The organism is Leuconostoc sp. BM2 (assembly GCF_002095565.1).
Lineage (GTDB): Bacteria > Bacillota > Bacilli > Lactobacillales > Lactobacillaceae > Leuconostoc > Leuconostoc falkenbergense.
Genome location: NZ_MOWQ01000005.1, coordinates 30,807 through 57,381 on the forward strand (window position 1 = coordinate 30,807; position 26,575 = coordinate 57,381).

Sequence of the window (26,575 nt, forward strand, 5' to 3'; positions counted from 1 at the left end):
ATGGTGAACAAGGTTTTGACGATTGCTGGTTCTGATTCTCTATCTGGCGGAGGCATTCAAGCTGATTTAGCGACTTTTGAAGAGTATGGCGTGGTAGGATTGAGTGTCATTACAAGCATTGTTACTGTACAAGCTGATAGTTTTCAAATTTTTCCAATTGACATTAATGTGATAAAAGCTCAGTTGGCTTCTGTTATGTCATTGAATCAAATTGTTGCGATTAAGGTTGGTCTTTTACCAACAGTAGACATTATCAATGTGGTCGCCGATTGTTTAGAGACAATTAGTATTCCTATCATCATTGATCCAGTGATGATTTTTAAAGAAAGCGCTTTAAAAGCTGGTAAAAGTGAATTAGCTCAGGCAATTCATAATCGATTATTACCATTAGCAACAGTTGTGACGCCTAATTTAAATGAAGCACAGTTACTTACCAATAGTGTCATTCACAATGTAGATGATATGAAGCAGGCCGCACGACTTTTAGCTAATGAAGGCGCTAAAAATGTTGTTATAAAGGGTGGTGCGAGATTGTCTGGTGATTTGGCGGTTGACGTTTTATTTGACGGTGAGGAATTTACAATTTTCCAGAACGAGAAAATTAAAACACCAGTGCCCTATAACAATGGTGCCGGATGTACTTTTTCGGCTAGTATTGCTGCTAATTTGGTAGAAAATGATATGCGAGATACGGTACAAGATGCCAAAGAATTTGTGTTGGCGGCTATCAAAAACGGTGTTGTGCTGAACGATAAGTTCAATGTTGGCAATGTTTGGCAAGCAGCGCGGCGTTTGGGATAAAGTAGAACTAAGCGACAGGCGAGTGTCTGTTGCTTTTTAATCTAGTTGTTAGGGAAGTAACATGAAAAAGAGTGACAATCAGTTTTTTAAATTTGAACGTGAGGTGACTTCGCAGGATTATCAAGTATTAAACCAAATGCTTGATTATTTTCGGGTGAGCGCTTTTTTTGAAAATAATACAGCAACACAAATTTTTTACGCTTTTGGATTAAAAAATTCATGGCAAACGTTGCCTCAAAAGGTTAACACGATGGTGTTTGGCGCCAACGCTTTTGATGGTCAGCATTCAAAGGAAGAACTAATGAACGGCTTTTGGTTTGAACCTGAGATTGTTGTCTCGATTGCCAATGGGCGGTTACAATCTAACACAGTAGAGTTAGATAGCATCCTAGCAAATCACCAACAAACCCACGATATTAAAAGGGTACAAATAAAAAAAATTATCTCTGAAACAGACTGGATTCAACGCGTAGATGATTTAATAAAAAATCTCAATGATGTTAAATCGCCGATCGACAAAGTCGTGTTTGGTCGGCAGGAGATGATTGAATTGTCCAATCAGAATCGTGCTTCATGTTTGTTACAAGCATTAAGAATGCAACACAATGTTTATCATGTCATTTTGAAACGAGAAAATGAAATTTTTGTTTCTGCGACACCTGAGCGTCTCGTATTTGTCTCTCAGGGCGAAATTCAAACAGCAGCTGTTGCCGGCACCACACCACGAGATCGTGATCCACATCGTGATCGTGAATTAGGCAATAGCCTATTACATAGTTTAAAAAATCAGCGTGAACATCAGTTTGTTGTTGATAGTATCAAAATGAAATTAGAAGCGATAACAACGCAGTTAAATGTACCATCTAATCCAATACTGTTACAAAATAAACAGGTTCAGCATCTTTACACGCCGATTAGTGGCACATTGTCTGCAAATATGTCTGTCAAAGACCTAGTTGATAATTTACATCCAACGCCAGCTTTAGGTGGTGTACCACAAAAAGAAGCTTTACAATACATTGCGCAGCATGAGCAACAACCTCGTGGCTTATTTGCAGGACCAATTGGTTATGTCACAGCCGATAATACGGGTGAGTTAGTAGTGGGTATTCGTTCGATGTATTGTGAACAGACCCGTGCACGTTTATTTGCTGGCGCCGGTATTGTTGCCGGTTCAGAAGCACAACAAGAATATGACGAAACGGCGTTGAAATTTAAGCCAATGCTACAATTGTTAGGAGAATTAACGCATGATTGATGCTTTAACTTACAATACCAAACACTTAATTGGCGCTTTAGTAGCTGGAGGTGTTAAATATTTTGTCCTTTCTCCGGGGTCACGTAGTACGCCAGTTGCATTATTAATTGCTGAGTATGTCAAGTATCATCCAAATGTGAAACTCTATGTTGATGTTGATGAACGATCAGCAGGCTTTTTTGCGCTAGGAATTGCTAAAACGACATTATCACCCGTGGTTCTACTAGGTACTTCAGGGACTGCTATTACAGAATATACACCGGCAGTAGCAGAGGCGTCAGTGTCAGAAGTACCACTGATTATTTTGTCAACTGACCGGCCACAGGAATTACAATATAATGGTGCGCCACAAACATTACCACAGCAAAATATATTTGGAAAATTAACGAAAGCAGATCTCGCTTTTAATTTGCAGGAAACACACCAAGACATAACTGAATATATTGATTTTGCAACACAAAAGTTTGTTCATTTGGCGAATACGGCACCTTGTGGGCCAGTGCAATTTAATTTACCGTTACGCAAACCTTTGATGCCAACATTAGGAAATCAGGATAACGTGTTAGTTAAGCAACTATCCTTTTCAAAACCATCTCAGATTAAAATTGACATACCACCAATCACAGCAAAGCGTGTGTTAATTCTTGCCGGTCCAAATGTTGCAGAATCATATAGCGATGCTTTATTGGCATTTTCGCAACCCTACCATGTGCCAGTGATTGCGGATATTTTAAGTCGTGTCCGTACCCCAGAAACGATTCATGGTATTGATTATTTGTTGAAATTTGATCAAGTGACCGACGAGTTAAAACCAGATTTAGTCATTAGATTTGGTAAAACGCCAGTTTCTGCGAAAGTTTTGCAATGGCTAAAGCATGCCAATATTGAGACTTGGCATGTTGATTTAAATGCTGGAACTGATCATTCACGACATGTTTCTCGTGCAATTTTAATGCCACCACGTGACTTTTTGAGGCAAGCAAAAGTGGTGCTTAGTGAAGAACAACAAGCGTTCGAAACAAACTGGCAATTAATCAACCAAAAGGATAAACAATTAGTACATGAAATGGCGATTGTTTCAGCATTGAATCGTGCTGTATCGCCAAAAACACCGATTTTTGTTGCCAATAGTATGCCCATTCGCGATATGGATGATTTTTTTACGGGTTTTAATACACAAACAATCTATGCTAATCGTGGGGCAAATGGTATTGATGGTGTTATTTCAACAGCTTTGGGGATGAGCGTCACGACAAAACAACGTAGTCTATTATTGACGGGAGATTTGACACTTTTTCATGATATGAACGGTTTAATGATGGCCCGCAATTATCAGTTACCGCTTGATATTATCGTCATTGATAATAATGGTGGCGGTATTTTTTCATTTTTGCCACAAGCCGAAGCAACAGAATACTTTGAAACACTTTTTGGGACACCGTTAGAATTGGACATCAGTAAAATTGCATCCTTGTATCAGCTGTCATACGTATTACTCAAGCAACCGGAAGATCTGCGAAAGGTGCTTAACCAACCAACAGACGGCACGAGAATAATTGTTTATCCCAGTAACCGCACTCAAAATGTGCGTGATCATCAAAAATATATTGGAGAAAGCCTATGATGATCAACAACTATCCCTATCAGATTTTTCTAACTAAAAATGATGCACGTCCATGTCAATGGTTACTGTTGCACGGCTTTATGGGATCACATCATGACTTTGATGATATCAAATTGGATTTGCCCGGTGAAGTTTTGACAGTTGATTTACTTGGTTTTGGTAGTCGGGTACCAGATGTCGTCGATGTGAGTCGTTTTAAGATGGCTAATCAAATTGATGATTTAAGATCAATTTTGGTTTCACTTCATTGGCAAAATGTTAATTTGCTAGGCTATTCAATGGGTGGTCGTTTGGCGTTGGGATTTGCTTTAATGTATCCCGATTTGGTAAAAAATCTTTATTTAGAAAGCACCACAGCGGGACTCAAAACTGTATCAGAAAGGCAAGCAAGAATAACTGCGGACGAGATTAAGGCGCAAGCTATTTTAGAGAATTTTCCAAAGTTTGTGGATAATTGGGCTCAACTCCCATTATTTGAAACGCAACAATTGTTATCATCATCAAAAAAAGACCATATTCGGCAACAACGCTTGTCACAAAACCCAACAAATGTCGCTAATTCATTGCGAAAAATGGGAACAGGGGCACAGCCTGATTTTTGGTCGAAGCTGTCGGATTTAGAAATACCAACGCAAGTGATTGTTGGCGAATTAGATAATAAATTTAATGCTATCGCCAATCAAATGGTACAATTGATTCCCAACGTTCAAAAAGCAGTTATTCCTAATGCAGGACATAACACGCATGTTGAGCAACCAAAGCTATTTGTTGAGGCATTAAATGTATCAAATTAAAAGTGTGACACTCACGCCGGTTATTTTGACCTTAAAACAGTCATTTAAAACGGCCCATACAGAAACAAAACGGCGACCATTAACGATTGTACAAGTGACATTATTTGATCATCTGACGCAACAAGAGGTTATGGGATACGGCGAAATACAATCGTTTGATGATTTCACTTATGCGCCAGAAAATCAAATCAAGAGCTTGTCAATTGTCCAAAATATTTTATTGCCCCAGCTGCAGGACTATCAGTTTAAATCGCCCGAGGAGTTTGCTGGTCGTTTAAATAAGCTAACAGCGTACGGGTCATTTGCTAAATCAGGACTTGAAATGGCAATCTGGGATGCTGTTGGTCATTTGAAAAAGAAATCTTTGCAAAGGCTCATTGGTGGCACAGGCACAAAAGTACCAGTTAGTGTCGCAATTGGATTGGCAGATGATTTTAAGGCTATGATGAAAGCGCAGTATCAACGTCATAAGTTGAAAATTGATGGCGCTACGAACAATTGGCAAAAGTTGATTGATTTATTGCATGATTACCCGAATCAACATTTTTCTATTGATGCCAATTGTAGCTTTCGTGATGAAGACTTTTCCTTTTTAGCCACGTTGCCTGATAATGTTGATTTTATTGAGCAGCCTTATAGCGCTAACGATTTTGTTAAACATGCGCAACTACAAGCCCGTATTCAACAACACTTGAGTCTAGATGAATCCGTCAATAATATAGATGATATCGCCACAATGCTTGACTTACACGCCGCTGACGCGCTAACTGTCAAGCAGGGCAAAATAGGGGGCATTTCAAATGCTATTATGGCGATCAAAATGGTTGATAAGCCTTGGATTGGCGGTATGTTAACGAGTGGGTTAGGACGAAGTGTTGATTTGGCGCTAGCAAGTTTGCCAAATATTGCTTTTCCAAGCGATATATCCGACAGTAGTCGCTATTTTGAACGGGACATCATTAAAGAAAAGTTAGTTGTTGATCGTGGTTATATCACAGTGCCAATAGGATTTGGCATTGGTGTGACAATGGATTTTGATGCCATTGCTGATATGCAGTCTGCCAACACAATTAACATACAATATTAGAAGGAACTCCTATGACAGAAAATTATGCAGAAAAAATGTTGGATGCCTTATCCAGTGGGCAGCTAGACACGGCGCAAAAGTTATTTGCACAATCACTGCGGCATGATAGTGATGAAATGATTTATAGTTTGGCCGAAGAATTATACGCGTTAGGATTTTTGAATCAGTCGCGCAGAGCATACAAAAAATTATTAGATAAATTTCCTGATGAGGATGACATTCGTACTGCTTTGGCTGACATCGCCATTGAAGATGGTCAAATTGATGAAGCCCAAGACTACTTAGCACAAATCAGACCCTCATCATCGTCTTATTTACAAGCGCTTCTTGTGAAAGCTGATATTTACCAAACTGAGGGATTGAATGAATCGGCTGAGTTAAGCCTGTTACAGGCAGAAAAAATCGCACCAGATGAAATAATTATCCAATTTGCATTAGCCGAATTTTATTTTGCTAATCAGAGTTATCATCAAGCCATTCCACGCTATCGATCGTTGTTACTGAAAGGTGAACGTGAAATTAGTCGCGTTGATTTGGTTGCTCGGATTGGGGTCGCGTATGCACAAATCGGAAATTATGAAAACGCAGTTGGTTATTTGGAACAAATTAAACCGGAACAAATGACATTAGACACACAGTTTCAATTAGGCGTATTGTATCAAGAAAATGGTCGTGAAAACGAGGCAATTAAGCTGTTTAACAATATCTTGGAAGCTGATCCTAAATATACCTCTATATACCCATTATTGGGACAAGCGTATGAACATCAGCAAGATTTCGATAATGCCTATCGTACCTATCAAGCTGGTATAGCCCAAGATGAAACGAATACACTTTTGTACCGTTTGGCTGGGTTGGCGGCAGACAAGCAAGGTGATCTAGCGGCCGCACAATCCTATTATCAAAAAGCACTAGCATTAGATGAAAATGATGTGATGACTATTATTACGTATTCTGAGTTACTCTTGTCGCAAAATTTGTATGAAGATGATGTGAAATTAATTGAAAAATATATTGCTGAGGATGTTGTTGACCCACAGTTTTATTGGGATTTGGCACGAGCTTATCAAGCTTTAGGTCAAGATGACAAGGCTAACAAATACTGGCAACAAGCGTCACCGCTTTATAACGATGACGTAGCATTTTTGCACGATTTGGTTGACTGGTATCATGAACAGGGGATGCGTGAACAAGAATTAGTCACAATGAAACAATATTTAAAGATTGCACCTGACGATGATGATATGCAAATGCGCCTTGAAAGTGTCGAATATTAAACCCACAGTTGTCTTTTATTTGATAAAATAAGATGATATGAAAATTGAAAAATTACCACAAGAATTTGTACAAGCGCAACCTATTTTAGCTACCTTGGAGCAAGCTGGCTATGAGGCTTATTTTGTTGGTGGTTCTGTTAGAGATACACTTTTGGGTGCGCCAATACATGATGTTGATATTGCCAGTAGTGCTTTTCCCGAAGAAGTTAAAGCATTGTTCAACCGGACAGTTGATACGGGTATTCAGCACGGCACTGTGATGGTGCTTGACCATGGTGAAGGCTATGAGATTACGACATTTCGGACGGAGTCAACTTATACTGATTTCAGGCGACCCGATAGTGTGACGTTCGTGCGTAGTTTATCAGAAGATTTGAAGCGTCGTGATTTTACGATTAATGCTCTGGCAATGCGTCATGATGGTGAAGTTGTTGATCTATTTGATGGCTTATCTGATATGACAAACGGTATTATTCGTGCTGTTGGTGATGCAGAAACACGTTTTACTGAAGACGCGTTAAGAATGATGAGGGCGCTAAGATTTAGCGCCCAGCTAGGTTTTCGTATAGCAGATGACACACGTCAAGCGTTACGTGATTTGGCACCTAATTTAACTAGAATAGCCGTAGAGCGTATACGGGTAGAATTTGAAAAAATGTTAATGGGCGGCAATGCCGCTGAGAGCTTAAAATTGGCTTTAGATGATGGTGTTATCAACTACCTGCCAGGTGAGCCATTGAAAATTTGGGATAACATCATTCAACATATGGCAACACATCAACCTGCTGATACTTTCGCAGTTTGGTCGCTGGTATTGGCCGAAACAGATTTGACTTCATCTCAAATCAATCGTTTTTTAAGGAATTGGAAATTAAGTCGAGAAACAATAACAACGGTGATGACTGTCGTGCCATTGATTCGCCAAATTGATAAAGTTTCTACTTTTGATTTGTACCAGGCACTACCTTATCAAAAAACGTTATTCGAGCTTTTAACACTGCTAGATGTTTCAAACGCGACAATTGGGCAGATAAGGCATATAATAGATATGTTACCGATTACAAATTCGTCAGAATTAGCTATTCAAGGCGGCGATTTAATTCGTGAAGGTGTTATGATGCCCGGGCCTAAATTAGGCCAATGTCTGAAAAAAATTGAGTACGCAGTGGTCAATGGTGAGCTGGAAAACACCCGTGAATCCCTTATACAGTATGCGAAGGAGCAGGTAAATGACGACAATTAAAATGGTATGGGCGCAGGATAAAAAGAACGCCATTGGTAAAAATGGCAGCATTCCATGGCACATGCCCGATGATTTAAAACTCTTTCGTGACGAGACAATGAATACACTAATGATCATGGGCCGCCCAACTTGGTTGAGTATTGGACGACCACTGCCTAACAGAACAAGTGTTGTGATGACTACGGACTTAAATTGGCAGACAAACTATCCTGAAGTAAAAGTTGTGCATTCACTTGATGATGCATTGGCGCTTATTAAAAACGAATCGCGTGACATATCAATTGCTGGTGGCTCGGTTATTTACAAAGCGTTTATGCCATACGCAACTGATCTCGTTGTCACTAAGATTGACGGTATAATTGATGGTGACACATTTGTTGCGCCAATTGATTTGTCACAATTTAAGCTGACCTCTAGTGAGGCACATCCCAAAGATAACAATCATGATTACGCGTATGTGGTTGAACGATACAAGCGTAAGTAAGGAAAAAACATGTCAAATATTAAAATAGTAACCGATTCAGCTGTTGCATTGACACCTGAAGAAATAGCATTTTATGATATCAAAATTGTACCGCTTTCTGTCCAAATTGACGGCACCGTTTATGAGGATGGCGTGACGATACAACGTGATGAATTTTTAGAAAAAATGGCCGTTAGTAAGAGTTTACCTCAGACATCACAGCCATCAATTGGGGCGTTTCAGCTTGCCTATGATGAGATTCACCAAAAACATCCTGATTCAGAAATTTTGAGTATACACATGTCTTCAGGATTATCGGGGACAGTTCGTGCCGCTGAACAGGCAGCGGCTTTAACAAGTGCAAAAATTACAACATTTGATACACTGGCAGCTGATCGTGCACAAGCATTTGTTGTCTTGCAAGCTGCTGAGATGGCAAAACAGGGGGCAACAATGGCAGAAATTATGCCAGCGATTGAACAGGCTCGTGATGAATCCAATATTTATTTGAGCTTCACTTCCTTAACAAATATGGTTGCCGGTGGTCGCTTGAGCAAAACACAGGGCATTATTGGTAATCTGTTGAATATTAAGGTTGGTGCGGGTGTGACACATACTGATGGCACTGTCGATGTTTTATTGAAGGGGCGAGGTATGAAAACTATTGCTAAATTCAATAACAACGTGATTGCAAAAATGCAAGAATACAAAGAAATGGTTGCGATTGGTATTTCACATGCTGGTATTCCGGAGGAAGCCACGCAATTAGCCGAAAGGTTAAAAGCAATCTGGCCAGACTTGGAAATTCCAGTTTTGAACACGACGCCGATTATATCCACCCATACAGGTGTGGGAGCACTGGCAATTTTGTATCGTGCCCGTTGATGAATAATTATCTTAAAAGCGAGTCTAGCTCGCTTTTTTTGTAACTAACGCTTTTTTAGGCTATAATAATTACCAGTAAAGTTTCAGGAGAATTACGAATGCGAAAGGTACTAATCAGCTTCATTGCCATCGTGATTGTTGGTGCTGGCGTACTTTTTGGTATTAAAAACTGGCAACATCATTCACTCAATCAATCATTGTCAAAAACTGAAAAAGTGTCACATGTCAATTTGGTAGCATTAGGTGACTCGCTAACCGAGGGCGTTGGTGATACACAAAAATTGCAAGGCTATTCTGGTAGAATTGCTAAAGAGATTCGTGAAAAATATGATATTTCTGTAACCATGAAAAATTTTGGCAAAGCAGGTGACCGCTCAGACCAAATTAAAAAAAGATTAGTGGCACAATCAAGTTTTCAACACAGTGTTAAAAACGCTGATGTATTAGTCATGACAGTTGGCGGTAATGATTTACAGCAATTGTTACTCAAAAATATGACGGCTTCTTCTCCAAAAGCATTGTCTGAAGCAGTTGTTAAAGGAAAAGTGAACTATCAAAGCAGGTTAGCAAAATTGCTAAAAACGGTTCGTGGTTATAACAAACAAGCGCCAATCTTTATTTTTGGTAACTATAATCCGCTCTATGTTCACTTTGCTAATCGTGAAGATTTCAATGCTGATGTTAAAAATTTCAATGCTATCAATGCTAAAATGGCAACAAAAGATGGTAATGCTTATTATGTCAGTTCGTTTGATTTGACATACGGTCAATTCAAGACAAAATCACAACGTCAAAAACTTGTTAAGCAAATTGAAAGTGATAGTTCAGAAAAAAATGCAACGAAAGCCATGACGGCTGTTTTGACGGGAAAAACAAGTGTTGACAATAATTGGATTTCAAAAGATGATAATTATCATCCTAATGACAAAGGTTATCAATATATGACATCACAATTGTTGCATGTTATGAAGCGAGAGGAAAAACATTGGTTAATCAAACACTAAAAAGACCAGCTATGACACCAAAAAAACACCGTTCAATCTGGTTTTGGTTTTTTTGGGTATTAGTAACTGGGCTCGTTCTGACCAGCTTTTGGTTCTTTCATCAGGCGTCAGGTCCAATCAAATATAGTGATAGTCAGTCAAAAATAGCAAATTCTGACGCAACATTTGATATTACACTAAACAAAAAACAAATTAATGCCTTAGTAGCCCACTATCTTAACGATTCTGATAACAGTGGTTTTACGTTTGATGTTTCTGACAAAGTCATGATGTATGGTAGCACTAAATTTTTAGGGCAAAAATTTAACTTTGGCATGGCGCTTGACCCACAAGTAACGGCTAATGGCAACATTATTTTAAAGGCAAAATCACTAGCAATTGGTAATTTGTCGCTGCCTGTGTCCACTGTTATGAGCTTCGTTCGGTCTAGTTATGATGCACCAAAATATGTAACTATTATGCCTAAGAAAAAAGAAATCTTTATTAATATGAGCCAATTGCCAACGACGCAGGGCTTAACATTTCGGGCCAAAATTATTGATATGAAATCAGATCAATTTGTATTTGAAGGAGGCTTAGTAGATGAAAAAAAGTGATCGCTCTTTTTATAATTGGTTAATGACAAATCGTAATCCAATAGCCGCGGATGATGTTCAGCAATTTGCTAACAACGCCTTTTTGGATTCGACATTTCCCAAACAAAGTACGGACTTTGATGATATTTCTAAGTATTTAGAAGAAAATACGACTTACTTGATGAGCATGACGACGTTTGATGAAGCGTGGTCAATGTATATCGCAGATCGATAAAGAGGAGTACGCTCAAAATGGCACAAATTATTCAGTGGTTTCCTGGTCATATGGCCAAAGCCTTCCGTTTAATGCGAGAAAACTTAAAATTAGTAGATGTTGTCTTTGAATTAGTTGATTCACGAATTCCGGAAAGCTCACGTAATCCCGAGATTGATAAACTAATTGGTCAAAAACCACGATTGTTGATTATGACGAAGGCGGACTTAGCTGACCCAGAACAAACGCGTGCTTGGAAAAAAAAATTCGAAGAACAGGGTTATACAGTTCTGGTGTTGGATACGCGTGATCCACGAACACCGCAATTAGTTACTAAAGCCGCTAGAAGGGCTGTTGAAGCAAAAAAAGAAGCCCAGTTGGCACGTGGTATCCAAGATCAACCAATACGTGCAATGATTACTGGTGTCCCCAATGTTGGTAAATCAACGTTGCTAAATCATTTAGTGATGAAAAATGTTGCACCGACTGCCGATCGACCAGGTGTCACCAAAAAAGTGGCTTGGCTGAAAACCCCAACTAAGTTAGAATTACTAGACTCGCCTGGTGTTTTGTGGCCAAAATTTGAAGATCAAACAATCGGTATGAAATTGTCCTTAACTGGTGCTGTCAAGGATACAATTTTTGCCAAAGATGACGCCGCGCTTTTTCTAATTGCTTTCTTCAGGCATTATCGTCCTGAAGCCGTGATTGAACGTTATCATTTGTCAGCCGATATTTTTGAGCAAGAGAATGTCGATGTTTTGTTAGCAATTACGGCAAAACTTGGTTTCAAAGATGATTATGATAAGGCAAGTGAACGATTATTAAACGACTTGCGAAAAAATAAGTTGGGTGCATTTACACTGGATTTGATTGATATATGAGTGAGACAATAAAGGCAATTCGGACACAACTTGAGACGATATCACCTGGTGATGAACGGTTATTAGTTTGGCAGCAAGATTCACGCGTAGGCGTGCAAAAAGCCATCCAGAATTGGCGGAAAAGCCAAGACAGGACGGCTAAAAAACAGACTGCATTTGTGCATAGATTTGATATTGAACGACAATATTGGGAACAAGGCTACGACAATATTGCAGGGATTGATGAAGTTGGTCGTGGACCATTAGCAGGACCAGTAATTGCAGCAGCCGTGATTTTACCTCATAATTTCAATGTTATAGACGTCATTGATTCAAAACAATTATCGGCTAAGAAGCGATTAGATTTGTACGAAAAAATTATGACACAGGCTCTGGCTGTTGGCATTGGAGAGGTCGAAGCTGCTACCATCGACGACATTAATATTTATGAAGCAGCTCGCATGGCGATGACGATTGCTGTTTCTAAATTACAGCTTAAAGCCGAGGTGCTATTGATTGATGCTATGCGGTTGGACCTTGATATCCCGCAAGAGTTTCTCATTAAAGGTGATGCACGTAGTAATAGTATTGGCGCTGCTAGTATCGTGGCAAAAGTCACCAGGGACCGTTTAATGACTGACTATGGTCTAAAATATCCCGGTTATGGCTTCGAGAGAAACGCCGGTTACGGGACAAAAGAACATCTCCAAGCCATTGAAACGAAAGGCATCACGCCAATTCATCGCAAAACGTTTGCACCAATTAAAGATATGCAATCATCAATTGCAAAATCACCAAGAGACTGATAGCTATTAGCCAGTCTCTTTTTTGTATGATAATCGACTGAAAATGAGTGCGTGGTGCATTTTCTGTAAAACCATGTGAAACCATTGCCGTTGATAACCGTGTTGACCATTGCAGAGAAACCAAAATCGCTTTGAAAAATAATTGAGGTGAATAAAATGATAAGTGTTCACCTCTCATGAGAGCAGCGATATGGATTGTTTTGATTTCTTGTTTGACGCGGGGGACGAATGTCAGTGCACCTCGTAATCCGTAGACAAAGGTCGTTGGTAAATGCCACTTTTGCTCTAGCGTATTTAATAAATCAACCATGTTCGTTGTAAATGAGAAAGCAGCACCAAGATAAATGTAAGCCACAATACGGGTCGCCATGACGATTGCTATGTTGTGAGTGCCATACGTATTAAATGATGTCCATGCACCCAAAACGGGCAAAATAGGCATTAGCACGAGCAATAAATAGCGTTGACATGTTAATCTTGATAGCATTAAATAAATTGCAGCAACGATCGCTACTATAAAATTAATACGGGCGTTTAATATAAAGGTTAATTCAATACTGACGATTAAAATAAAGACGAATTTAACACCGGAATTCATTAAAGTTGCTCCTGATAGTATAATGTTTGGTGATCAAGGTGTAGATGGTAGTTAATGACTGGTAGTAAGGCATCCAGTTGGTGACTAATAATGATGAAACGCTGCTTACCTTGAGCCGAAATTTCTTGTAATATTTCAGAGACTACACGTACTGAGGCAACATCAAGTCCAGCAATTGGTTCGTCAAGCAACAAAACGGGCGTGCCAACAATTAACATCAGTAACAGTTGCAGCTTTTTCTTTTGGCCACCAGAAAGTTGATAGACAATGTGTTGACGTAAATGATTAAGATTGAGGCGCGTGAGATAATGATCAATTACTTTGGAAGACCAAAATGATTGATGTTGGCTATGTTGGTAGCTCAACGCTAATTCTTCATCGACGGTCATTCTAAGAAACTGGCGCTCGGGACTTTGAAATAATAGCGCCACTTTTTGAACATATTGTGCAACTTTTAATTTTTGAATATTTTTTGATTGATAAGTTATCTGCCCATCAAAAGATTTCAATTTAGTTAACGCATTAAATAAAGTTGATTTGCCACTACCATTTGCGCCAGTTAGAAGGGTAATGCCAGGTGCACCAATCAAGAGTTGGGGAACAGTGATTAATGTCCTTTTTTCGGCCGATAATTTAAAATGAGTCAGTTCAAAAATACCCTCATTGGTTGTTTTAAAAATATGATGTTGTGGTTTGGAAATGCGTTGCATAAATTGATCATGTTCAAGTGTTGAGATTGTTTGATGTTGAATTTCCCATACATTGTTTACAATGTCTTGATAACCTGAAAAATCATGATCTGCCACAAGAATGGTAACGCCATCAGCCTGCAATGTTTTTATTTTTTTTAAAATTTCCTGCCGTGCTATTATATCGACATTGGCGAAAGGTTCATCTAATAGCAACAATTTACTTTTCATTGCGACAATTATTGCTAAAGCAACTTTTTGCTTTTCACCACCTGAAAGCGTGGCAATCTGTTGGTCGGCTAGTTGTTTGATGCCGACAAATTCAAGTGCCGCCGTCGCACGTTTAGCTATTTCATCAGCCGGAATTTGTAAGTTTTCTAGTGTAAACGTCAATTCCTCAAAAGGGGTAGGCATCGCAAACTGTGTGTCGGGATCTTGAAATAAAAAACCAACATGCTGTGCTCTCTGATTAGCTGGTAACTGGCTAATGGCGGTATTGTCAACCAAAACAGTGCCTTTAAGTTGAGGGAATAAACCGGCAATGATTTTTAACAATGTTGATTTACCAATACCTGATGGTCCAATTAAAAGATTGAAACTATTTTCTGGAATGGATAGTGTCAAGTCGTTAAATATTTTTGTTTTGTCGTAGCTTAAATTAATATGTTCTAGAGTAACAATCATCGGTTTAGAATATCCTATGTACGCGGAAAACACCGCTTCATTTATATTTATCTGTTTTTTTTGCTATTGTAAGCACATCACTTGTGGTTGCCATGTTGATTTTGCTATAAACCATTACAGGTATGTCTGTGATTTCAGCAGCCACTTTTGGCAATTGTGCTAAAAGTGACATCAGTTGATCATAATCACCTTCTAATGTTGATTCAAACGCACCAACTTGGTAATTAACACCACTAGCATCAATGTAAGCGATGACGTGATCAACGATTTTAATAACATCGTTTTCATTTGCAGTCATTGGCAAAACTTGAACAGCAATACTTGAAATCATGAGATCACCTCTGATTGATGCGTTGTTAAGATACCTGATTTAGCAATTAGCTTTTGCGTGAAGTAAACAATGACACCAGCAAAAATGGCTGATGAAATCAGGCGAGTGATAAACAAACCAACTAGTAGACCAAACGAATATTGTGCATAGCCATTACGAAGTAGGTCCCAACCAAAGGTTACAATTGTGACGGTAATGACTGAAGCAGTTAAGCTAGTTTTATCCCAGCGACGGTAACCAAAAATAGCAAATCCAATTTCGGTTCCCAGTCCTTGAATAGCGCCAGCAACGATGTTCATGACGCCCCATTGTGAACCAAAAACCATTTCAATTGTGCCGGCAAGCGTTTCGCCAATAATCGAAGCACCGGCACGACGAATGATGTAGCCCGCCATTGGACCAGCCATTAACCATGGACCAATTGTTGCATCATTAGCATATGGACTTAAACCCATAGGCGTTAATATTGCTGCAATGACGTTATAAGCAAATGCCCAAGCCCAGAAAATAAAACCGAAAAACACCGCGATGAGCGCGATAAAGATAACGTCACGTAGTGACCATTTTGTATGCATGTTGCACACCTCCGAATTTGTTGTGAAAACACCGCAATGAGGTTAGACATACAAAAAGCCAATCTCCATAGGAAGATTGGCTTTGACATAATATCAATTACAAATGCTAAAACAGACTGACGATTAGTAGCTTGTGTCTGTATAGAATTAATATTCAAGTAAATCTCCCTACGCTAGTACGATCTAGATCAGGTTATATGGGTATTATCTCAGCCATTCGGCACCCCAGACTTTGGTGTTTTCAATTGTTTGTGATTATCTCACAAACAGAGTGTACCACAATCCATTTTTACCTGCAATAGATGAAAGTCGTTTGGCTTGCAAAAACGGCACCTATGGGTATACTTATTACGCATGAGTTAAAATTAAAAAAGTTATATTTAGGAGTAGTATTGAGATGCTTTATTTTATTGGATTGGCTGCTGGATTTTTATTAGCTAATCAAAGTGCTATTAATGCAAAATTAGGTGCAGCGGTACGTTCACCATTTAGGTCGAGTTTAATTTCATTTTCAGTCGGGACAATATTTCTGATCGCCGTCTTTTTGGGGACCAATCAACACATTGTTCCTATTGGCACTGTTTTATCGCATAACCCGTGGTGGATTTGGTTGGGCGGAATTTTGGGTGTCTTCTTTTTAACATCTAACATTTTAATGTTTCCCAAATTAGGGGCAATTCAAACGATTATTTTGCCCATTTTAGGTCAAGTTTTGATGGGAGAAGTGATTGATATCTTTGGGCTTTTTGGGGCACAGCAGCATCCTTTGACATGGCTTAAGTCTATGGGAATTTTGATTTTATTCTTAGGTATTTACATTGCTGTTGTGTTGGCCAGCCGTGGGGTTGCTAAAATTGAAGAAAAAAGCGACAAAGATCATGAAAATGCCGTTACGTTGAATTTATGGCGTTTGTGGGGGATAGTGGCAGGTGCTATTTCAGCTATTCAACAAGCCATTAATGGCCACTTTGGCCAATTAATGCATTCCTCAGTCGGAGCCTCGGTGTTTTCTTTTTTGACAGGCACAATCTTGATTCTTCTGGTTGTGATTATTCGTGATAAGTCCTTTTTGCCAAAAGAATTTCATGCGAATGGGCAGCCGTTTTGGTTGTTCATTGGCGGTGTATTAGGTGCTGCATTTGTTTTTGCAGCCGCCTATTTAGTCCCACAACTTGGTACGGGGGTAACAGTTACTTTGGGCTTATTTGGTTCAATCGTTGGATCAATGGCTGTTACACAATTTGGTTGGTGGCGTTCACCGCAAAGACAAGTCACAAGGGCTCAAATATTTGGTATTATGGCGATGGCAATTGGTGTGTTATTGATAAAATTTGGATAAGGAAAGTCAGCGCGTAGCTGGCTTTTTTGCTATACTGATAGGAGTAAAAAAATTTTTTTAGGGAACATTATGGATAGTATTCATCTTTCGCCACGCCTTGAAGCGGTGGCTAAACATGTGCCACAAGGCGCAATAATTGCTGATATAGGTTCAGATCATGCCTATTTACCCGCACATTTAATCTTGAACAATCATGTCCAGCATGCCATAGCTGGTGAAGTCGCTCAAGGGCCGTTTGAAAATGTTCAACATGAAATTAACAAACGACATCTGAATGGCAAACTTGAGGCGCGATTAGCGAATGGTTTAGCTGCCATTGACATAGCTGATAAGGTTGACACGGTTGTAATTGCTGGCATGGGTGGGATTTTGATTCAAGACATTTTGTCAGCTGGTCAGTCAAAAAATCATCAGTACAATACTTTGATTTTACAACCAAATACTGATGAGAATGTTGTCAGATCATGGTTAAACAACAATCACTATTTGATTATAGCGGAAGACATTGTTCAGGAAGGTTCGCATTTTTATGAAGTGATCGTTGCCACGCCTGGTGAATCCAAATTATCTGAGCGTGAGATTGATTTTGGTCCGTATCTGTTGCAATCAAAATCACCAATTTTTGTTGCCAAGTGGCAAAAAGAATGTGATCGTATCAAAGTTATTTTGGCGCATTTGGAAAATTCAGGCAACCAAGACACGCCAACCTACACAAAATGGCAAACAACTTATGATCGTATCAAGGAGATGATATCGTGATTGCACAAGAATTAATTGATCAAATTGAACAGTTTGCGCCACTTTCCTTGGCAGAAGCAGGTGACCCCACTGGTTTACAAATTGGTAATCCGAATCAACAAATTAGTCGCGTTATGACAACATTAGATGTGCGACCTGAGGTCGTCAAGGAAGCCATTGCTGCTAAGGTAGATTTCATTTGGGCACATCATGAGGCAATGTTTTTCCCAGCTAAAAACTTAGATTTATCCGTCCCACAAAATCAAATGTATGCAGATCTTATTACCCATCAAATTGTGGTTTATGCATCACATACCAATTTGGATAACGCTTTTGGTGGGATGAATGATTGGTTGTCGGCAGCACTTAATATTGAGCACACAGTGCCTTTAATCCCTAATGCAGATGGTAAAACAGGATTAGGTCGGATTGGTAAGTTAAAGAAACCATTGACAGTAGCAAATTTTGCGAAACAAATGCGTGATATTTTTCACGTTGAAGCTGTTCGTGTCATAGCCAATGACCTTAATCGTGTCATTTCAACGGTGGCAGTTCTAGGTGGAGATGGTGGTAAATTTTGGCAAACAGCTAAACAATCAGGAGCTGATGCTTTTGTTACTGCTGATGTATATTATCATGTTGGCCATGACATCTTAGCAGATGATTTTGTAGTCATTGATCCGGATCATCACATGGAAGCCATTGCTAATCAAAAAATGGCTGAGCAAATAAAAGCATGGTGTGATGACCAGCTTGATGTTTTTGCCACCAAGCTGAATACAGATCCTTATACGTATATTTTGGGACCGTCCGGACAGCAGCAGTCGACCAAAAAGGAGTGAAAATATGACAAAATACCCAGAACTAACAGACCGATTTTTGAAATACGTCAAAATTGATACGCAGTCAGACGAAAATTCAACGACGGTGCCTTCTTCGCCCAAAGAAGTGGCGTTTTTAGCTGAATTGGCTGAAGAATTGAAGCGCATTGGCCTTGAAAATGTGCGTACTATGGCTGATGGTTATGTGTTTGCCGAACTGTCAAGTAACATTGAAAATGCAAACATACCTACAATCGGTTTCATTGCCCATGTAGATACCGCTGACTTCAATGGGGCCAATGTGAATCCTCAAATTGTTGCTGATTATGATGGCCAATCTGCCATTAAGCTTGGGACAAGTGGTTACGAACTAAATCCGTCTGAATTTCCAAGTTTAAAAAAGTACGTTGGGCACACGTTAATCACAACCGATGGTACGACACTTTTGGGTGCTGATGACAAAGCCGGAGATGCTGAAATTATCACAGCAGCAGCATATTTAATTGCTCACCCAGAAATCAAGCATGGTGATTTACGTTTTGCATTTGGTCCTGATGAAGAAATTGGTATTGGCGCAGATAACTTTGATGTTGCTGCTTTTGGTGCAGACTTTGCATACACGATGGATGGCGGCCCATTAGGTGAATTAGAGTGGGAAACCTTCAACGCGGCAGCCGCTACAATCAATATTAAAGGACGCAACGTGCACCCAGGAACAGCAAAAGATGCTATGATTAACGCTATTCAAGTGGCGTTTGATTTTCATGCAGAATTGCCCGTACATGATCGCCCAGAACATACTGAAGGCGTTGAAGGCTTTTGGCACGTCATCTCAATTGAAGGAAATCCAGAATCGGCAACAATGCGTTATATTGTGAGAGATCATGATCGTACAATATTTGAAACACGTAAGCAGAAGTTAATGGATATCGCTGCAACTTTTAATCAAAAATTTGGTGAGGATCGGATTTCAGTGACACTCAATGATCAATATCACAATATGGGTGAAGTGCTCAAAAATGATATGAAATCGGTTGAGTTAGCTGAAGAGGCAATGAAAAAGTTAAACATTAAACCTATCATTGAACCGGTTCGTGGCGGAACAGATGGCTCAAAGATCACTTTCTTGGGGCTACCAACGCCAAATATTTTTGCAGGTGGCGAGAATATGCATGGTCGCTTTGAATATGTTTCCACAACTGTTATGGAGCAGGCAACAGATGTTATTTTAGAAATTGTGACATTGGCCGCTGCAGAAAAGTAATAAAAAAGAAGCCGTATCGGCTTCTTTTTTGATGTGATGATGTGAATTGAAATTATTGTTCAGATGATATTTCCTTAGGCGCTGCTGAACCTGAAATAGCTGGAATTGCCACGAGGGCAACTTCTCCAACAACGATAGCAATAACTGCGACACCAATGTAGTTATAAGTTCCTAAAGTTAGTTGAGAAACAATGTACCCTAGGATTTCGCCAAATATTGCCGACCAAATGGCCACCATGATATATTTCATAATTTTCACCTCTTTACTTAAAGTTATAATACACTTAGATTTGATTAAGTGCAACCCATTTACTACAAAATCCTGTATAATTAAGTAAATAAAACAGATGTTCGTATTAGGGAGGAAAAATGTACGCACCGCTTCAGATTTTGAGCAGTTATAGCTTACTAAAAAATCCAAATACAATTGAACAAATTTTACAGACAGCTAAGTCACGTGGTTATGAGGCAGTTGCGTTGACAGATGTTAATGTCATGTATGGGGCAGTTGCGTGGTATCGCAGTGCTCAGAAATATCAGATTAAACCTTTATTTGGACTGACATTAATGGTGAATGGCTTAGTCAATACTGCCACTACTTTCCCTTTGGTATTGATTGCCGAAAATCAAACTGGGTATCAGAATCTGATGTGGTTGTCTTCAGCACGCATGACAAATGATTCTGAAATGTTATTTTCAACTTTAGTCGATCATTTATCAGGCATCAACGTCATTTTGCCAAGTACAAGTGAGCTTAGCCAATTGATTAGTGCTGAGTATGAAGCAACTGGTGATTACTGGCAACAACTGATTCAGTTAATTGATTCAAGTCATTTATACCTTGGCATTAATACACAAATGGCACCAAAGACGCAAGAACAATTAATTGCATTCAGTAAGCAAAACAATACGCAAATTATTGCGGCTGATGACGTTGATTATTTAAATCCTGACGATGATTTTACGTCACAAGTACTCAAGGCGATTGACTCTAATTCCAAATTAACGGACATTGTGTCAATGTCGCATCAACGTGGTACTCATATTTTACAAGATATTTCAGCAATTCAGTCGGCCTATGCAGCGAACGCTGATTTGCAGAAAGCTTATCAAGCCAATGAACAATTAGTTCAAAAGAGCCAAGTATCCATTTCGTTTTCCGAGACAGCTTTGCCACCATTCCAAACGCCACAAGGGTTAAGTAGTTCACAATTTTTGAGACAAACTGCGTTTGACGGCCTCAAAAAGCGTTTACAAAAGCGTGATGTATCTGTTGCACAGTATGAAAAACGGTTGTCGCATGAATTAGATGTTATTGATCAGCTTGGTTTCAGTGATTACTTTTTGATTGTTTGGGATATTGTCAATTTTGCTTCAAATAATCATATTCAAACTGGACCGGGGCGTGGGTCTGCTGCCGGTTCTTTGGTTGCTTATAGTTTAAGAATTACGGATGTAGATCCAATCCAATTCAATTTATTGTTTGAGCGATTTTTAAATGCTGAACGTGTTCAAATGCCTGATATTGATATTGATTGGCCACCTAGCCAACGTGAGGCAGTTTTTGAGTATCTTCATCAAAAGTATGGCAAACGTAATTTTGGTCAGATTATCACATTTGGTACGTTGGCAGCTAAGCAAGCGTTGCGAGATGTTGGGCGTGTCTTTGGTTTGACGGTACCGACATTGAGCAAATTGAGCTCTAGCATACCGGATGGTAAAAACGGTCGCAAAGTTTCAATTGCGTCAGCCTTAAAAGAGCCCAAATTATTAGCAACCATTCAAACGATTGATCATGGTGACTTGCTACTCAAAACGGCCCGTCAAATTGAAGGACTGCCCAAAAATTATTCTACCCACGCCGCAGGCGTTGTGTTGAGTGCTCGGCCACTAGTAAATACATTACCAGTTCAGTCAGGAACTGAGGGGCGATTATTAACACAGTTTGAAAAAGATACTGTTGAGCAACTCGGCCTACTGAAAATTGATATTTTGGGATTGCAAAATTTAACTATCCTGAGTCAAGCGCTATATCACGCTCGGCAACACCTGCCACAAAACTTCGATATTAGTCAAATTCCATTAGATGACGAGCAAACAATTGCGTTGTTTGCTAAAGGTGATACAAACGGTGTCTTTCAATTTGAATCTTCTGGTATTAAGCACGTCCTGCGTGATTTGAAGCCGGTGATGTTTGAGCATATCGTTGCCGTTAATGCTTTATATCGTCCTGGCCCTTCGCAAAACATTCACCAGTTTGTAGCGCGTCGTCATGGCCGTGAACTGGTCACTATTCCTGATCCAACGCTAAAAACAATTTTGGCACCGACATTTGGTATTATTGTTTATCAAGAGCAGGTAATGTTGGTTGCTGAAACCTATGCTGGTTTTACACTAGGTGAAGCTGACGTTTTACGTAGCGCTATGTCCAAAAAGAAACTAGACAAAATGCAGGCTTTGCATGAGCAATTTATTGATGGTGCAACGAAAAACGGTCATACTGAAGCTCAGGCTGAGAAAATTTTTTCCTATGTTGATGAGTTTGCTAATTATGGCTTTAATCGCTCTCATGCCGTTGCATATAGTAAATTAGCATTTCAACTTGCCTACATGAAAGCGCATTATCCTGTTGCATTTTATACGGCACTTTTAAATGCTAATATCGGTGATCAACGCAAGGTACAGCAGTATGTGTCTGAGGCTAAATCACGAGGGATAGTTGTTTTAGCCCCGAACATTAATTTATCGCAGCGATTTTGGACATCCAATGATGGTCAACTGCAAATGGGATTAAACAACATTCGTGGTATTCGCAGCGATTTTGTTAAGGCTGTTCTAGATGAGCGACAACAAGGAAACTTCCAAACCATTCAGTCGTTTGTACGAAGAATGCCTGAAAAGATGCGGAAAACAGAAACATTAGCGCAACTCGCTTATTCAGGCGCGTTAGATGGATTTGGTTACAATCGTAATGAATTGATTGAAAATAGTAATAGTTTGATTGAAGGTGCGGCATTTGGTGACCTCATCTTACAAGAAACAAAAATTAAAAAATTTCCTGAATTACCATTACAAGAAAGATTAGAACGCGAAAAGCAAGCCATCGGTGTCAATTTATCTGGTCATCCGCTTGACGCCTACCGAGAGTTAATCCTCAATGAAAATTACAACCTGATTGGTGATTTAACAGTGCCAGATAAATCGGTCCGTTTTTTAGGAATTGTGGATAAAATACGACAAATTCGTACAAAAAAAGGTGATGATATGGCATTTGCTACCATATCAGACTTAACAGGCGCTATTAGTGTCACGATTTTTCCAAATTTGTTTAAAAACATTCAAAATATCTTAAATGTTGGTACAGTTCTTCAATTTATTGGCAAATCAGAGGTAGATTCTCGTGGTGAATTAGCAATTGTTGCAAATCAAATTCAAACAATAACAAAGCCACACTCAAAAGGAACGTGGTACTTGCAGTTTGATGTTGCGCACGACACACCAGATAATCGAAAAAAGTTGATCAAGGTATTAGCGAAACATCATGGTAATAATCCAGTCATCATTCACTGGCAACAAGAGGGTAAGAATCAACAATTAGATGAATCTTTTTGGATGACTGATGAAACCGTTATCATACTTGAAGTAGCGCCAATCATAGGCGAAGAAAACGTTATATTCAGAAAAACTCGTTGATATTATGACTTGTACAAATGCTTAAGAATGTATAAAATAGAGTTTGGGTAAAGTTGCACAAGCAACAACCAAGATAATTAAGGAGCTATTTAACCATGAAAAAGACGAAAATCGTCTCAACACTTGGTCCGTCATCATCTGATGTCGAAACAATTGTCAAGTTGATCCAAGCTGGAGCCAATGTGTTCCGTTTCAACTTTTCACACGGTGACCACGAAGAACATTTGGGTCGCATGAATGCAGTTCACGAAGCCGAAAAGATTACTGGTAAGACAGTAGGTCTATTGTTGGATACTAAGGGTGCCGAAATCCGTACAACAAAGCAAGCCGATGGAAAAATTGAATTCCATACTGGTGATACTTTGCGCATTGCAATGGATGAAAACCTTGAAGGCACAAAAGACAAGATTGCTGTTACATATGCGGGCTTGTTTGATGATGTTAAAGAGGGTGGTCAAGTTTTGTTTGACGACGGTTTGCTTGGTACAACTGTCATTGAAAAAGACTCTGCTAACCGTGAGTTGGTTGTTCGTGTTGATAACGATGGTATTTTGGGATCACGTAAAGGTGTTAACGCACCAGGTGTTTCAATTAATTTGCCAGGTATCACTGAAAAAGATGCCGATGACATTCGTTTTGGTTTAGATCACGAAATTAATTATATTGCAGCTTCATTTGTTCGTAAGCCTGAAGACGTGCTTGAAATTCGTGCATTGTTAAAGGAAAAGAACATGGAACATGTTCAAATCATTCCTAAGATTGAATCACAAGAAGGTATTGACAATCTTGATGCTATCTTGGAAGTTTCAGATGCTTTGATGGTACCACGTGGTGACATGGGTGTTGAAATTCCTGCCGAAAACGTGCCTTTGGTTCAAAAAGACATGATTCGTAAGATGAACAAAGCTGGTTTGCCAGTTATTACTGCAACACAAATGCTTGACTCAATGGAAGAAAATCCACGTCCAACACGTGCCGAAGCTTCCGATGTTGCCAATGCTGTGTTTGATGGTACTGATGCCACAATGCTATCAGGTGAGTCAGCAAATGGTGACTATCCAGTTGAAGCAGTTGCTACAATGGCTGCTATCGATGAAAAAGCTGAAACATCATTACGTGAAAACGGCCGTCATGAAGACATCATCTTTGATGAAACAGACTCAACTGAGGCCGTGGCTGCATCTGTTGCCCGTATTGCACGTAACGTTGGTGCTAAAGCCGTTGTTGTTTCAACTAACTCTGGTTACACAGCTCGTATGGTTTCAAAGCACCGTCCAGATGTTAACATCTTGGCCGTTACTTATTCAGAACGCGTGCAACGTGGTTTGACTTTGAATTATGGTGTGGTGCCTGTTGTTTATGATGCGCCACAGACCATTGATGAAATGGTTGATTTGGCTAAGAAGGCTGTTAAAGAACAAGGATTAGCTAACACTGGTGATACAATTGTTATTGCAGCGGGTGTACCAATGTCACAATCTGGTACGACTAATATGTTAACTGTTCAAACTGTTTAATATTACTTTTTAATCCACTTTAAACTACTGTTAAGCGAATGTGCTTAGCAGTAGTTTTTTGAAAAATTTTCAGAAAGTTCGTGTAAGCTAACCTGCCATAATTAATTCCTGAAATTGGTATACCTGTTAATATTGATAGTAATTAGAAATTAGGAGTAGGTGTATGAATAGTGGAGATTTGGCGTGGGTATTAATTTCAGCAGCACTTGTTTGGGTTATGACGCCTGGACTTGCGTTGTTTTATGGTGGATTAGGTGAAAGACGTAATTTGTTACATACAATGTTTGTGCCAATTATGATTATTGGTATTGCAACATTGGTGTGGTTTGTCATTGGATATTCTCTTGCTTTTGGTGGTTCTGGTAGTGTCATTGGTAATTTTAAGCACTTGTTTATGACAAATGTTTCCTTCACACACTCCACTAAGAGTTTAACGATTCCTGATGGTGCTTTTGCACTATTTCAAGGTATGTTTCCAATAATTACAGCTGCAATCATTACCGGCTCTGTTATTGGTCGTGTTCGTATCAAGGCAATGCTTGTGTTCATCACTTTGTGGTTGATTTTTATTTATTCGCCACTAGCTCATATGGTTTGGGGCGGCGGATTACTTGCACAATTGGGTGCAATTGATTTTGCTGGTGGTACAGTTGTTCATATTTCCAGTGGTGTTACTGGTCTGGTATTGGCATTAATGATTGGGCACCGTCATAATGATCAACATGTACCCGTTCGACCTTCTTATGTTTTAATCGGTGGCGCTTTACTTTGGGTTGGTTGGTTTGGCTTCAACTCAGGATCAGCATTAGCGGCCAATGGAACGGCTGTTTTAGCACTGGTAAACACATGGTTGGCGTCTGCAGTTGCGGTATTAACTTGGGGATTAGCTGAATATCAATGGCACAAACGCGCGACTTTGTCCGGTATCACGAGTGGTGGTGTTGCGGGATTGGTGGCGATTACACCAGCTGCAGGGTTTGTGGATCCGTGGGCAGCAGTAATTATGGGTCTCCTTGCAGGATTTGTTGGATTCTTTGGCATTACTTTTGTAAAAAACAGTTTTGGTTATGATGACACCTTGGATGCATTTGGTATTCACGGCATTGGTGGCACAGTTGGTGCTATTCTAACTGGTGTATTCGCTGACAAACAAGTCGGAGCTGTTGCGGGTTTGATTAACGGTGATGCCTCACTAGTCTGGAAACAGCTTGTTGCAGTATTGTTTACAGTTGCTTTTGCAGCAATCGGAACATTTTTACTAGCCAAAATAACTGAGATTATTGCAGCACCATTACGCTTAACACCCGAAGAGGAATCAAAAGGTTACGATACATTGATGCATGATTTAACAGTAGAATCATAAGAGCCATTGGCTCTTTTTTTATTCATAAACTAGGACATTAACTACCATCAACCTTGCTAATATGGTAAA

26 protein-coding genes and 1 riboswitch are annotated in these 26,575 nt (G+C 39.5%); of the genes, 21 read left to right on the forward strand and 5 right to left on the reverse strand.

The window, feature by feature from the left end; genetic code table 11:
* From BMG01_RS02975 to BMG01_RS03040, 14 genes are all read left to right on the forward strand, one after another.
* Positions 1-801: a bifunctional hydroxymethylpyrimidine kinase/phosphomethylpyrimidine kinase gene (locus BMG01_RS02975; RefSeq protein ID WP_036068385.1), complete on the forward strand. Its 801-nt coding sequence runs from the start codon at positions 1-3 to the stop codon at positions 799-801.
* A 61-nt stretch (positions 802-862) separates the two neighbouring features.
* The gene (locus BMG01_RS02980; protein ID WP_036068325.1) at positions 863-2,059 is read left to right on the forward strand and encodes an isochorismate synthase MenF; all 1,197 of its coding nucleotides are present in this window, start codon (positions 863-865) and stop codon (positions 2,057-2,059) included.
* Positions 2,052-3,683, forward strand: a complete 1,632-nt coding sequence (gene menD / locus BMG01_RS02985; protein ID WP_036068327.1) for a 2-succinyl-5-enolpyruvyl-6-hydroxy-3-cyclohexene-1-carboxylic-acid synthase — start codon at positions 2,052-2,054, stop codon at positions 3,681-3,683. Before BMG01_RS02980 ends, menD begins: the two co-directional genes overlap by 8 nt.
* A complete protein-coding gene (gene menH / locus BMG01_RS02990; protein ID WP_036068329.1) occupies positions 3,680-4,477 on the forward strand; it encodes a 2-succinyl-6-hydroxy-2,4-cyclohexadiene-1-carboxylate synthase in 798 nt (265 codons plus the stop codon). Before menD ends, menH begins: the two co-directional genes overlap by 4 nt.
* Complete coding sequence (locus BMG01_RS02995) at positions 4,464-5,564, forward strand: enolase C-terminal domain-like protein (RefSeq protein ID WP_036068330.1); 1,101 nt, start codon at positions 4,464-4,466, stop codon at positions 5,562-5,564. Before menH ends, BMG01_RS02995 begins: the two co-directional genes overlap by 14 nt.
* Positions 5,565-5,575: 11 nt before the next feature.
* Positions 5,576-6,841 carry a lipopolysaccharide assembly protein LapB gene (locus BMG01_RS03000; protein ID WP_036068331.1) on the forward strand — a complete coding sequence of 422 codons (1,266 nt, stop codon included), beginning with the start codon at positions 5,576-5,578 and terminating at the stop codon, positions 6,839-6,841.
* Positions 6,842-6,878: 37 nt separating this feature from the next.
* On the forward strand, positions 6,879-8,084 hold the full coding sequence (locus tag BMG01_RS03005; protein WP_036068333.1) for a CCA tRNA nucleotidyltransferase: 1,206 nt from the start codon (positions 6,879-6,881) through the stop codon (positions 8,082-8,084).
* A complete protein-coding gene (locus tag BMG01_RS03010) occupies positions 8,071-8,568 on the forward strand; it encodes a dihydrofolate reductase (RefSeq protein WP_004913075.1) in 498 nt (165 codons plus the stop codon). The genes BMG01_RS03005 and BMG01_RS03010 overlap by 14 nt, the downstream gene beginning before the upstream one ends.
* Positions 8,569-8,577: 9 nt before the next feature.
* Entirely contained in the window at positions 8,578-9,432 is an 855-nt protein-coding gene (locus tag BMG01_RS03015) for a DegV family protein (RefSeq protein WP_036068334.1), read from the forward strand.
* 98 nt (positions 9,433-9,530) lie between these two features.
* Positions 9,531-10,436, forward strand: coding sequence for an SGNH/GDSL hydrolase family protein (locus BMG01_RS03020; protein WP_036068335.1), 906 nt, complete (start codon positions 9,531-9,533; stop codon positions 10,434-10,436).
* A complete protein-coding gene (locus BMG01_RS03025; RefSeq protein WP_036068336.1) occupies positions 10,418-11,032 on the forward strand; it encodes a YpmS family protein in 615 nt (204 codons plus the stop codon). The genes BMG01_RS03020 and BMG01_RS03025 overlap by 19 nt, the downstream gene beginning before the upstream one ends.
* Positions 11,019-11,246 carry a YozE family protein gene (locus tag BMG01_RS03030; protein WP_004913088.1) on the forward strand — a complete coding sequence of 76 codons (228 nt, stop codon included), beginning with the start codon at positions 11,019-11,021 and terminating at the stop codon, positions 11,244-11,246. The genes BMG01_RS03025 and BMG01_RS03030 overlap by 14 nt, the downstream gene beginning before the upstream one ends.
* 17 nt (positions 11,247-11,263) lie before the next feature.
* Positions 11,264-12,109, forward strand: coding sequence for a ribosome biogenesis GTPase YlqF (gene ylqF / locus BMG01_RS03035; protein WP_036068337.1), 846 nt, complete (start codon positions 11,264-11,266; stop codon positions 12,107-12,109).
* Positions 12,106-12,894 carry a ribonuclease HII gene (locus tag BMG01_RS03040; RefSeq protein WP_036068338.1) on the forward strand — a complete coding sequence of 263 codons (789 nt, stop codon included), beginning with the start codon at positions 12,106-12,108 and terminating at the stop codon, positions 12,892-12,894. The genes ylqF and BMG01_RS03040 overlap by 4 nt, the downstream gene beginning before the upstream one ends.
* On the opposite strand, the gene BMG01_RS03045 is transcribed toward BMG01_RS03040, so the two are convergent.
* Genes BMG01_RS03045 through BMG01_RS03060 form a run of 4 tightly spaced genes read right to left on the reverse strand, consistent with a single transcriptional unit; the run spans position 12,851 to position 15,771 of the window.
* Positions 12,851-13,492, reverse strand: a complete 642-nt coding sequence (locus BMG01_RS03045) for an energy-coupling factor transporter transmembrane protein EcfT (RefSeq protein ID WP_036068340.1) — start codon at positions 13,490-13,492, stop codon at positions 12,851-12,853. The two genes, BMG01_RS03040 and BMG01_RS03045, sit on opposite strands and share 44 nt — an antisense overlap.
* Positions 13,492-14,865 carry an ABC transporter ATP-binding protein gene (locus BMG01_RS03050; RefSeq protein WP_036068343.1) on the reverse strand — a complete coding sequence of 458 codons (1,374 nt, stop codon included), beginning with the start codon at positions 14,863-14,865 and terminating at the stop codon, positions 13,492-13,494. Before BMG01_RS03050 ends, BMG01_RS03045 begins: the two co-directional genes overlap by 1 nt.
* Positions 14,866-14,902: 37 nt before the next feature.
* A complete protein-coding gene (locus BMG01_RS03055) occupies positions 14,903-15,196 on the reverse strand; it encodes a thiamine-binding protein (protein ID WP_036068345.1) in 294 nt (97 codons plus the stop codon).
* Entirely contained in the window at positions 15,193-15,771 is a 579-nt protein-coding gene (locus BMG01_RS03060) for an ECF transporter S component (RefSeq protein WP_004913103.1), read from the reverse strand. The genes BMG01_RS03055 and BMG01_RS03060 overlap by 4 nt, the downstream gene beginning before the upstream one ends.
* A gap of 148 nt (positions 15,772-15,919) precedes the next feature.
* A riboswitch (TPP riboswitch) is annotated at positions 15,920-16,009 on the reverse strand.
* 159 nt (positions 16,010-16,168) lie between these two features.
* Here BMG01_RS03060 and BMG01_RS03065 point away from each other — a divergent pair.
* The 4 genes from BMG01_RS03065 (at position 16,169) to pepT (ending at position 19,933) form a co-directional block, all read left to right on the forward strand.
* Positions 16,169-17,110 carry a DMT family transporter gene (locus tag BMG01_RS03065; RefSeq protein WP_036068346.1) on the forward strand — a complete coding sequence of 314 codons (942 nt, stop codon included), beginning with the start codon at positions 16,169-16,171 and terminating at the stop codon, positions 17,108-17,110.
* A gap of 69 nt (positions 17,111-17,179) precedes the next feature.
* Positions 17,180-17,869, forward strand: coding sequence for a class I SAM-dependent methyltransferase (locus BMG01_RS03070; RefSeq protein WP_036068347.1), 690 nt, complete (start codon positions 17,180-17,182; stop codon positions 17,867-17,869).
* On the forward strand, positions 17,863-18,690 hold the full coding sequence (locus BMG01_RS03075) for a Nif3-like dinuclear metal center hexameric protein (protein WP_051586150.1): 828 nt from the start codon (positions 17,863-17,865) through the stop codon (positions 18,688-18,690). The genes BMG01_RS03070 and BMG01_RS03075 overlap by 7 nt, the downstream gene beginning before the upstream one ends.
* 4 nt (positions 18,691-18,694) lie before the next feature.
* A complete protein-coding gene (gene pepT, locus BMG01_RS03080) occupies positions 18,695-19,933 on the forward strand; it encodes a peptidase T (RefSeq protein ID WP_036068354.1) in 1,239 nt (412 codons plus the stop codon).
* Positions 19,934-19,985: 52 nt separating this feature from the next.
* On the opposite strand, the gene BMG01_RS03085 is transcribed toward pepT, so the two are convergent.
* On the reverse strand, positions 19,986-20,183 hold the full coding sequence (locus BMG01_RS03085) for a YjzD family protein (protein ID WP_004913117.1): 198 nt from the start codon (positions 20,181-20,183) through the stop codon (positions 19,986-19,988).
* A 119-nt stretch (positions 20,184-20,302) separates the two neighbouring features.
* Between BMG01_RS03085 and BMG01_RS03090 the strand changes: the two genes are divergently transcribed.
* From BMG01_RS03090 to BMG01_RS03100, 3 genes are all read left to right on the forward strand, one after another.
* Positions 20,303-23,626 carry a DNA polymerase III subunit alpha gene (locus tag BMG01_RS03090; protein ID WP_036068363.1) on the forward strand — a complete coding sequence of 1,108 codons (3,324 nt, stop codon included), beginning with the start codon at positions 20,303-20,305 and terminating at the stop codon, positions 23,624-23,626.
* A gap of 95 nt (positions 23,627-23,721) precedes the next feature.
* On the forward strand, positions 23,722-25,143 hold the full coding sequence (pyk, locus tag BMG01_RS03095; protein ID WP_004913124.1) for a pyruvate kinase: 1,422 nt from the start codon (positions 23,722-23,724) through the stop codon (positions 25,141-25,143).
* A gap of 163 nt (positions 25,144-25,306) precedes the next feature.
* A complete protein-coding gene (locus BMG01_RS03100) occupies positions 25,307-26,506 on the forward strand; it encodes an ammonium transporter (protein WP_004913126.1) in 1,200 nt (399 codons plus the stop codon).
* The last annotated feature ends 69 nt before the right edge of the window (positions 26,507-26,575 follow it).

Excerpts from the sequence above, each read along its gene's own strand:
- ylqF (WP_036068337.1), top strand. The coding sequence starts at position 11,264 with ATGGCACAAATTATTCAGTGGTTTCCTGGTCATATGGCCAAAGCCTTC.
- BMG01_RS03070 (WP_036068347.1), top strand. The coding sequence starts at position 17,180 with ATGGATAGTATTCATCTTTCGCCACGCCTTGAAGCGGTGGCTAAACAT.
- BMG01_RS03020 (WP_036068335.1), top strand. The coding sequence starts at position 9,531 with ATGCGAAAGGTACTAATCAGCTTCATTGCCATCGTGATTGTTGGTGCT.
- BMG01_RS02975 (WP_036068385.1), top strand. The coding sequence starts at position 1 with ATGGTGAACAAGGTTTTGACGATTGCTGGTTCTGATTCTCTATCTGGC.
- BMG01_RS03050 (WP_036068343.1), bottom strand. The coding sequence starts at position 14,865 with ATGATTGTTACTCTAGAACATATTAATTTAAGCTACGACAAAACAAAA.
- BMG01_RS03005 (WP_036068333.1), top strand. The coding sequence starts at position 6,879 with ATGAAAATTGAAAAATTACCACAAGAATTTGTACAAGCGCAACCTATT.
- BMG01_RS03060 (WP_004913103.1), bottom strand. The coding sequence starts at position 15,771 with ATGCATACAAAATGGTCACTACGTGACGTTATCTTTATCGCGCTCATC.
- pepT (WP_036068354.1), top strand. The coding sequence starts at position 18,695 with ATGACAAAATACCCAGAACTAACAGACCGATTTTTGAAATACGTCAAA.
- BMG01_RS03055 (WP_036068345.1), bottom strand. The coding sequence starts at position 15,196 with ATGATTTCAAGTATTGCTGTTCAAGTTTTGCCAATGACTGCAAATGAA.
- BMG01_RS02980 (WP_036068325.1), top strand. The coding sequence starts at position 863 with ATGAAAAAGAGTGACAATCAGTTTTTTAAATTTGAACGTGAGGTGACT.
- BMG01_RS03065 (WP_036068346.1), top strand. The coding sequence starts at position 16,169 with ATGCTTTATTTTATTGGATTGGCTGCTGGATTTTTATTAGCTAATCAA.
- BMG01_RS03045 (WP_036068340.1), bottom strand. The coding sequence starts at position 13,492 with ATGAATTCCGGTGTTAAATTCGTCTTTATTTTAATCGTCAGTATTGAA.
- BMG01_RS03000 (WP_036068331.1), top strand. The coding sequence starts at position 5,576 with ATGACAGAAAATTATGCAGAAAAAATGTTGGATGCCTTATCCAGTGGG.
- BMG01_RS03085 (WP_004913117.1), bottom strand. The coding sequence starts at position 20,183 with ATGAAATATATCATGGTGGCCATTTGGTCGGCAATATTTGGCGAAATC.
- BMG01_RS03010 (WP_004913075.1), top strand. The coding sequence starts at position 8,071 with ATGACGACAATTAAAATGGTATGGGCGCAGGATAAAAAGAACGCCATT.
- pyk (WP_004913124.1), top strand. The coding sequence starts at position 23,722 with ATGAAAAAGACGAAAATCGTCTCAACACTTGGTCCGTCATCATCTGAT.
- BMG01_RS03030 (WP_004913088.1), top strand. The coding sequence starts at position 11,019 with ATGAAAAAAAGTGATCGCTCTTTTTATAATTGGTTAATGACAAATCGT.
- menD (WP_036068327.1), top strand. The coding sequence starts at position 2,052 with ATGATTGATGCTTTAACTTACAATACCAAACACTTAATTGGCGCTTTA.
- BMG01_RS03100 (WP_004913126.1), top strand. The coding sequence starts at position 25,307 with ATGAATAGTGGAGATTTGGCGTGGGTATTAATTTCAGCAGCACTTGTT.
- BMG01_RS02995 (WP_036068330.1), top strand. The coding sequence starts at position 4,464 with ATGTATCAAATTAAAAGTGTGACACTCACGCCGGTTATTTTGACCTTA.
- BMG01_RS03040 (WP_036068338.1), top strand. The coding sequence starts at position 12,106 with ATGAGTGAGACAATAAAGGCAATTCGGACACAACTTGAGACGATATCA.
- BMG01_RS03090 (WP_036068363.1), top strand. The coding sequence starts at position 20,303 with ATGTACGCACCGCTTCAGATTTTGAGCAGTTATAGCTTACTAAAAAAT.
- BMG01_RS03015 (WP_036068334.1), top strand. The coding sequence starts at position 8,578 with ATGTCAAATATTAAAATAGTAACCGATTCAGCTGTTGCATTGACACCT.
- menH (WP_036068329.1), top strand. The coding sequence starts at position 3,680 with ATGATGATCAACAACTATCCCTATCAGATTTTTCTAACTAAAAATGAT.